The 5,914-nt window shown below is 51.4% G+C and carries 7 protein-coding genes and 2 pseudogenes; 4 read left to right on the plus strand and 5 right to left on the minus strand.

Features of this window, described 5'->3' with window-relative positions:
* The coding region (locus tag F7Q90_RS24370) for a transposase domain-containing protein (protein ID WP_151161046.1) at positions 1–164 on the plus strand (164 nt) is incomplete at its 5' end.
* 32 nt (positions 165–196) lie between these two features.
* Here F7Q90_RS24370 and F7Q90_RS24375 read toward each other — a convergent pair.
* Positions 197–370, minus strand: a pseudogene (locus F7Q90_RS24375) (HlyD family secretion protein); the annotation flags it as partial.
* Positions 371–375: 5 nt separating this feature from the next.
* Positions 376–618 (minus strand): DUF1656 domain-containing protein, encoded by a 243-nt coding sequence (locus F7Q90_RS24380; protein ID WP_006118996.1) that lies wholly within the window; start codon positions 616–618, stop codon positions 376–378.
* A 143-nt stretch (positions 619–761) separates the two neighbouring features.
* Between F7Q90_RS24380 and slyA the strand changes: the two genes are divergently transcribed.
* Positions 762–1,199 carry a transcriptional regulator SlyA gene (gene slyA / locus F7Q90_RS24385; protein ID WP_006118997.1) on the plus strand — a complete coding sequence of 146 codons (438 nt, stop codon included), beginning with the start codon at positions 762–764 and terminating at the stop codon, positions 1,197–1,199.
* A 46-nt stretch (positions 1,200–1,245) separates the two neighbouring features.
* Here the strand turns inward: slyA and slyB are convergent, their stop codons facing one another.
* Positions 1,246–1,713 carry an outer membrane lipoprotein SlyB gene (gene slyB / locus F7Q90_RS24390; protein ID WP_006118998.1) on the minus strand — a complete coding sequence of 156 codons (468 nt, stop codon included), beginning with the start codon at positions 1,711–1,713 and terminating at the stop codon, positions 1,246–1,248.
* A gap of 282 nt (positions 1,714–1,995) precedes the next feature.
* Between slyB and anmK the strand changes: the two genes are divergently transcribed.
* Positions 1,996–3,117 (plus strand): anhydro-N-acetylmuramic acid kinase, encoded by a 1,122-nt coding sequence (anmK, locus tag F7Q90_RS24395; protein WP_006118999.1) that lies wholly within the window; start codon positions 1,996–1,998, stop codon positions 3,115–3,117.
* A gap of 49 nt (positions 3,118–3,166) precedes the next feature.
* Here anmK and F7Q90_RS24400 read toward each other — a convergent pair whose 3' ends face one another.
* Both F7Q90_RS24400 and F7Q90_RS24405 read right to left on the minus strand, forming a co-directional pair.
* Positions 3,167–3,400: a DUF4060 family protein gene (locus F7Q90_RS24400; RefSeq protein WP_006119000.1), complete on the minus strand. Its 234-nt coding sequence runs from the start codon at positions 3,398–3,400 to the stop codon at positions 3,167–3,169.
* Positions 3,401–3,810: 410 nt separating this feature from the next.
* Positions 3,811–5,022 carry a diguanylate phosphodiesterase gene (locus F7Q90_RS24405; protein WP_006119001.1) on the minus strand — a complete coding sequence of 404 codons (1,212 nt, stop codon included), beginning with the start codon at positions 5,020–5,022 and terminating at the stop codon, positions 3,811–3,813.
* Positions 5,023–5,740: 718 nt separating this feature from the next.
* Here F7Q90_RS24405 and F7Q90_RS24410 point away from each other — a divergent pair.
* A pseudogene (locus tag F7Q90_RS24410) lies at positions 5,741–5,914 on the plus strand (IS630 family transposase); the annotation flags it as partial.

A 5,914-nucleotide genomic window follows, 5' to 3' on the forward strand; every position in this document is an offset into this window, starting at 1 on the left:
GCGGAGAACGTGCGGCGATCCTCTACTCTCTGATCGTCACCTGCCGGCTTAACGGCGTTGACCCCGAGACGTGGTTGCGTTACGTCATCGGTCATATACAGGACTGGCCGGTGAACCGGGTCCGCGATCTGCTGCCATGGAAGGTCGAGCTTCCCTCTGCCTGAACGTCAATACGGTCTGAATGCGACGCTTACTTCAGTGCCGTGATCCGTCCCGAAATTTGCGGGGTGATCGTGACCAGCTCGGCACGTACTTTGCCGTCGCGCGTCCACGGTGACTGCATGTAGTAGTTCCAGGCCCACCAGGCGCTGAGAAGCGCCAGCGTGAAAACAATCAACGTAGAAAAGTACTTTAATCCTGAAAGGTTCATCTTTTTCATCCGTGCGCCATTAACCAGAGTGCGCCTGTTACACACAACACAAACAGCGAGAGATCGAACAGGGTGGGATGCCAGACCTCACCCGACGCAAGCCAGCCGCGCAGAAGCGGGTGGATAAATAACCAGAGAACAAAACCGGCCAGCACCGCTTTAAACAGGGGAGGGAAATAGAGTGAGGCGCCGAAAATCAATTCGGAAAGCGGGCTGATGCTGAAAAATCCTTGGCGAATGATATCCATTGCAGTGCAGTATCCTGGAACCTGTGCGTGAAACAATTTCAGCCGAAACTGTTCACTTGGTTATTTGTAATTTAAACTTCGGGCTTGCAAAATGCTATACAATGCAGCTTGATAGCTGCGTACATACATTATAAGGAGATAGCATGGATACCCCTCTCGGCACGGATCTGTCCAGGCTGGTGCGAATCTGGCGAGCACTGATTGATCAACGTTTGAAGCCGTTAGAGCTGACTCAAACGCACTGGGTAACACTGCACAATATCCATCAACTGCCGCCTGAGCAGTCGCAAATCCAGTTAGCGAAAGCCATTGGTATCGAGCAGCCTTCTCTGGTCAGAACCCTGGATCAACTTGAGGAGAAAGGGCTGATTACCCGGACCACTTGCGCCCACGATCGCCGGGCCAAACGCATTAAGCTGACACAACAGGCAGAGCCAGTCATTCAGCAGGTTGAACACGTGATTGATATTACCCGGGATGACATTCTCTCCGGTATCAGCCGCGACGAAATCAACCAGATGGTGACGCTGATTGCGCGTCTTGAAAAGAATATTCTCGAACTGCAAAACAAAGAGAAATAAGACCGACGCGCAGTGCGACCGGCACCGGCGTCGGTTGGTCACTGCGTTAACGCGGAGAAACGGTAACCTGACTACCGTCGGTGGCCAACGCAACACGTTGTCCGACTGAGTAACGGCTGGCTGCCTGTTTCTGCACCACCATAATGGTATTGCCGTCATCCTTACGGATTTCCAGCTCAACGCCGTCAGTTTTGTTCATTGCGCCTTGTACGCCCTGACCTGCAACGCCACCCAGCACCGCGCCTCCCGCTGTTGCCAGGCTACGTCCTGCACCACCGCCGATGGTATTACCCAGGAATCCACCCAGTACGGCACCGCCAATGGCCCCAATGATGTTGCTGTCGTCTCCACCCTGGATTTTAACCGGGCGAACTGAGACTAAGGTACCGTAAGAAACACTTTGTACCTGCTTGGCCTCACTGGCACTGTAGGTATCGCCCGATAACGTATCGGTATTGCTACAGCCCGCCAGCATCGCACCAGTCAAAGCGACCACAATTAAACGCTTAATCATTTGAAACTCCTTTATTCAAGAATGCGCCATCTCTATCGCGAAATCCTGTAAACAGTATAAGACAGAAAACTGGCGAATTAACCTTCTGCGGAATAAAACATGGCTGTCGACAGCATAGACCGCAAATTTTTAACAATGATTCAATCAATCATAAAAATACCCGGGACGTTAACCACCAGACAGTTTATTGATTTAAAACAAAGTAATCATGGATTCAGGGCCGATATTTTGTCAGGCTACAGGCAGCGTATTCACTTTTTCATCCCGATGAAAGGAACGGCTATGAAATCAGGACGCTACATTGGCGTGATGTCGGGTACCAGCCTTGATGGGGTCGATGTCGTGCTGGCCGCCATCGACGAAAATATGGTGGCGCAGCAGGCGAGCTACTGCCATCCCATGCCGCCCGACCTGCGCCAGAGCATTCTGGCGATTTGTCAGGGCCAGGCAGTGACGTTGTCGCAACTGGGGCAACTGGACACGCGACTGGGCCAGCTATTCGCTGACGCAGTACTGACGCTTATGCAGCGCGAGGCGCTGGAGATGAGCGATGTGGTGGCGATTGGCTGTCACGGTCAAACGGTATGGCATGAGCCGCACAGCGCGGCACCCAATACCTTACAAATTGGCGATAACAACCAGATAGTGGCGGCAACAGGCGTGACGGTGGTCGGGGATTTCCGTCGGCGCGATATGGCGCTGGGTGGGCAAGGCGCGCCGCTGGTGCCTGCCTTTCATCAGGCCCTGTTAATGGATGCCACGGAACGGCGCATGGTGCTGAATATCGGCGGTATTGCCAATCTCTCCCTGCTGATTCCGGGGCAGCCCGTGCGCGGCTTTGATACCGGGCCGGGCAATATGCTGCTGGACGCATGGATATGGCGTAATCAGGGGAAAGCCTATGATAAGGACGCGAACTGGGCGCGAAGCGGTAAGGTCAGTCCTGCGTTACTGGAAGCGCTACTGCGTGAACCCTGGCTGGCGCGGGTGCCGCCCAAAAGTACCGGACGTGAACTGTTTAATCTGGGCTGGCTTGAACAGCATTTGCGCCACTTTCCCGGCATCGCTGCTCAGGATGTGCAGGCCACGCTAAACGAGTTTACCGCCGTGACCATTGCGCAACAGGTACAACTCAACGATGGCTGCGATCGGTTGCTGGTATGCGGAGGCGGCAGCCGAAATCCGTTGCTGATGGCCCGCCTGGCGGCGCATCTGGCCGGAACAGAAGTCACGACAACCGATACCGTCGGGATTAATGGTGACGACATGGAAGCGCTGGCGTTTGCCTGGCTGGCTTACCGCACGCTGTCTGGTTTGCCGGGCAATTTACCTGCGGTGACCGGGGCGCGGGAGAAAAGCATCATCGGGGCGATTTACCCGGCGAATCCGCGCTTTTACCGCTGAGAGAAAGGGGACAGATTTGTCCCCTGAGTAGAAGGCGCGTAAAACAGCATCAGGCCACGCCGGGCAGGTGCGTCAGTTTACGCACGCCGGTAATGACGGTGGCGACGATCGTTTCACGTCGTGTAATGACTTCAACCTGGTAGTATTTGCTGCGATAGGCAATTGAATAGATAACCGGATGGTATTTATTTCCCTCACCATAGCGGGACATATGGGCTTCAAGCGCGCGCGAGGCGGCTACGATATGGACGGGTTCTTTATCACCGCGGATGATTTGCTTCATTCAGTTCCTCAAATGCTGTACCTGTGGGGCGCGCCTTAAAACGGCGCGTGACTTCGGCCTTTAACACTGAACATCTGACTGCTTAACATCTTTGATAATTTAAAAACAGCGTGCACGTCGACTATTGCAATGCGATGAGGCTTTGTTGAATAAATGGATTTTATGCTGTGGTACTATGAAAACGGTTGTTTCAGATAACATAAAATCAATGCGTTACATGCTTGCGTATGACGGTGTTCTGTCTGGCATCAGCGTTTTCTACCAAAACAGTGCAGACAAAACAGAATGATTACCTATTATTCAACAAAGCCATGCGATGACACAATCTGAAACGCGCTTCTAATATTTAGCAGCGCGTTTTCAGTCCGGCAAGGAAGAACGAAAAATTCACTTTCCTGCGGATAATCGTCTTATTTTAACTCAGGCCAGGTAACAGAGGAGACGCCGTTGACTTTCGGCCAGGAGAAAAGAAACCCCTGGAATTGTGAAACGCCGGCCGCTTCCAGCCACATCCATTCTTCGGGCTGTTCAATGCCCTCTGCAATCACGGTAATTTCCAGTGACGAACAACAGGCTAAAATAGCGTGCACAATAGCCTGCTTCGGGCCGCTTTTATGCACATTGCTGATAATGCTGCGATCAATTTTTATTTTGTCGGGCTGAATCTGCGTCAGTAAGGATAGCCCGGCATAGCCCGCGCCAAAATCATCCAGTGCCACGCTGATGCCCGCTGCTTTGAGCTGTTTCAGCGCCGCTGCAAAGTCGTCAGGACGGGAAATGATTTCATTTTCGGTAAACTCGACCACGATCTGCTCAGGAACCAAATCGTGGGCGTAGATTTCAGTAAGCAGAAACGTTACGGCATCCGGCACCAGCACCAGCGACATGGGCAACAGGTTGACTGACAGCATAATGCCGTCTATCCCCAGCGCCTTCGCCTGTGCAAAAGCGATGCGTTTGGACTGCAGATCGTCGCGGTAGATGTTCTCCGGCGGGAGGCGTGAAAAGTAATCCTGTTGTGTTTCGCCCTGCGAGCCCCGAAGCAGGGCTTCCAGCGAGACGATTTTACGTGCAAGGGGATCGATAATCGCCTGAAAGGCAAAATTGACGCCTTCGTGATTAATCAGCGCGTCGTCACCTTCGCGCACTTCCTCATCATCACTGATAAAATCCCAGCTTTCCGCTGAGGGAATTTCAAAATAATTCTCTTTTTCCCGTGCTTCGACAAAGGTGCGCAAAAATTTAAGCGCTCTGTCTTCATAGGTCAGCTGATATTTGGTTGTGCCTTTTTCAAGCACGGCATTAAGCACAGTGGTTTTATCGTATTCACGCAGATCAAACAGCTCCATGCCCACGTTACCAAAACGGCGGGAAGGCGCATAATCCCGCATTAATTCCACAATATTATGATGGCTGGTATCACGGCAGATACGTTCGTAAACCGCCAGTACATCATTCTCTGGACCTTCAAGAACCTGAAAAAAATGGGTGCCATTAAATAATAAGATGCCGGTAACGCTTGATGACTCATTAATTTTATTGGCTTTAGCGACCAGGCCTTCCAGCATTTTCAGTGGAACATGATCAGCGATGTGACTGCGATAGATAATTGTCGACAACATAACGTCTTCCAGATTCTTGTTCTTTTTACCGCACACATTGCCAAAACCCAGACCGGGCGGCCCCGAGCCTGCGTGAATGCCGTTGCAAAATGTGTTTGAGCGAGGCGTTTCCAGCATGGCGCAAGGAGGGTGCTTACCTGTGAGGTTCCGTTCTCACAGACGGGTTAATAGCGTTCAGATCACGCTGTCGGGCATCAACCGATTTGCTCTGGTTTTATTCTTTACCAGCGTGGTATCGCATCGTTTCCATTATATCAGTACTTCGACGTCCGGCGAGGAAATCCTGGTGTCTTTTTTGCAGTTTATGAACGGTTAATAAAGCGGTTTCTCTGCCTCAGCAGTCAGGTTACGCGGGGTAATCAAATTTTTTCTTTCATCTTCTCCTGCACGGGATTTAAAAAGGGTAGTGCCTTGATTTGGTATGGTTTTCTTAGCGGGAGGCCAGACGATAAGGCCGAACGTAATGATTAAGACGGCGAACCGAACTTTCCGTATAAACCGTTTTGTAAAACAGGATGCTGATACAACATTAACGGAAGAGCGAAGATAGGTTGCGAATAAATCTCAAAACCACCGTTTTATAATTGCCTGCGTAGTTTTAGGCATAATTCTCAGCTAAATAACTGCTCGGAATAGTAGATCACTTAGAGGGAACTCAGTCCGGTTTATGCGATCTGATCAATCGCTGAATATCCCAAATCACCAGCCGGACTGAGCAATGTCGATCATAGCACCAATACCCAGAACCGAACGACGCCTGATGCAGAAAACTATCCATAAAACAAAGGACAAAAACCACGCCCGGCGGCTCACCGCCATGCTGATGCTGCATCGTGGTGACACCGTCAGTCATGTTGCCAGAACACTCTGCTGTGCCCGCTCATCGATTGGT

The sequence above is a fragment of the Pantoea stewartii subsp. stewartii genome (assembly GCF_008801695.1).
Classification (GTDB): Bacteria; Pseudomonadota; Gammaproteobacteria; order Enterobacterales; family Enterobacteriaceae; genus Pantoea; species Pantoea stewartii.

What these genes read in the sequence shown, in the direction of transcription:
- F7Q90_RS24380 (WP_006118996.1), bottom strand. Translation starts at nt 618, where the DNA reads ATGGATATCATTCGCCAAGGATTTTTCAGCATCAGCCCGCTTTCCGAA.
- slyA (WP_006118997.1), top strand. Translation starts at nt 762, where the DNA reads ATGGATACCCCTCTCGGCACGGATCTGTCCAGGCTGGTGCGAATCTGG.
- slyB (WP_006118998.1), bottom strand. Translation starts at nt 1,713, where the DNA reads ATGATTAAGCGTTTAATTGTGGTCGCTTTGACTGGTGCGATGCTGGCG.
- anmK (WP_006118999.1), top strand. Translation starts at nt 1,996, where the DNA reads ATGAAATCAGGACGCTACATTGGCGTGATGTCGGGTACCAGCCTTGAT.
- F7Q90_RS24400 (WP_006119000.1), bottom strand. Translation starts at nt 3,400, where the DNA reads ATGAAGCAAATCATCCGCGGTGATAAAGAACCCGTCCATATCGTAGCC.
- F7Q90_RS24405 (WP_006119001.1), bottom strand. Translation starts at nt 5,022, where the DNA reads ATGTTGTCGACAATTATCTATCGCAGTCACATCGCTGATCATGTTCCA.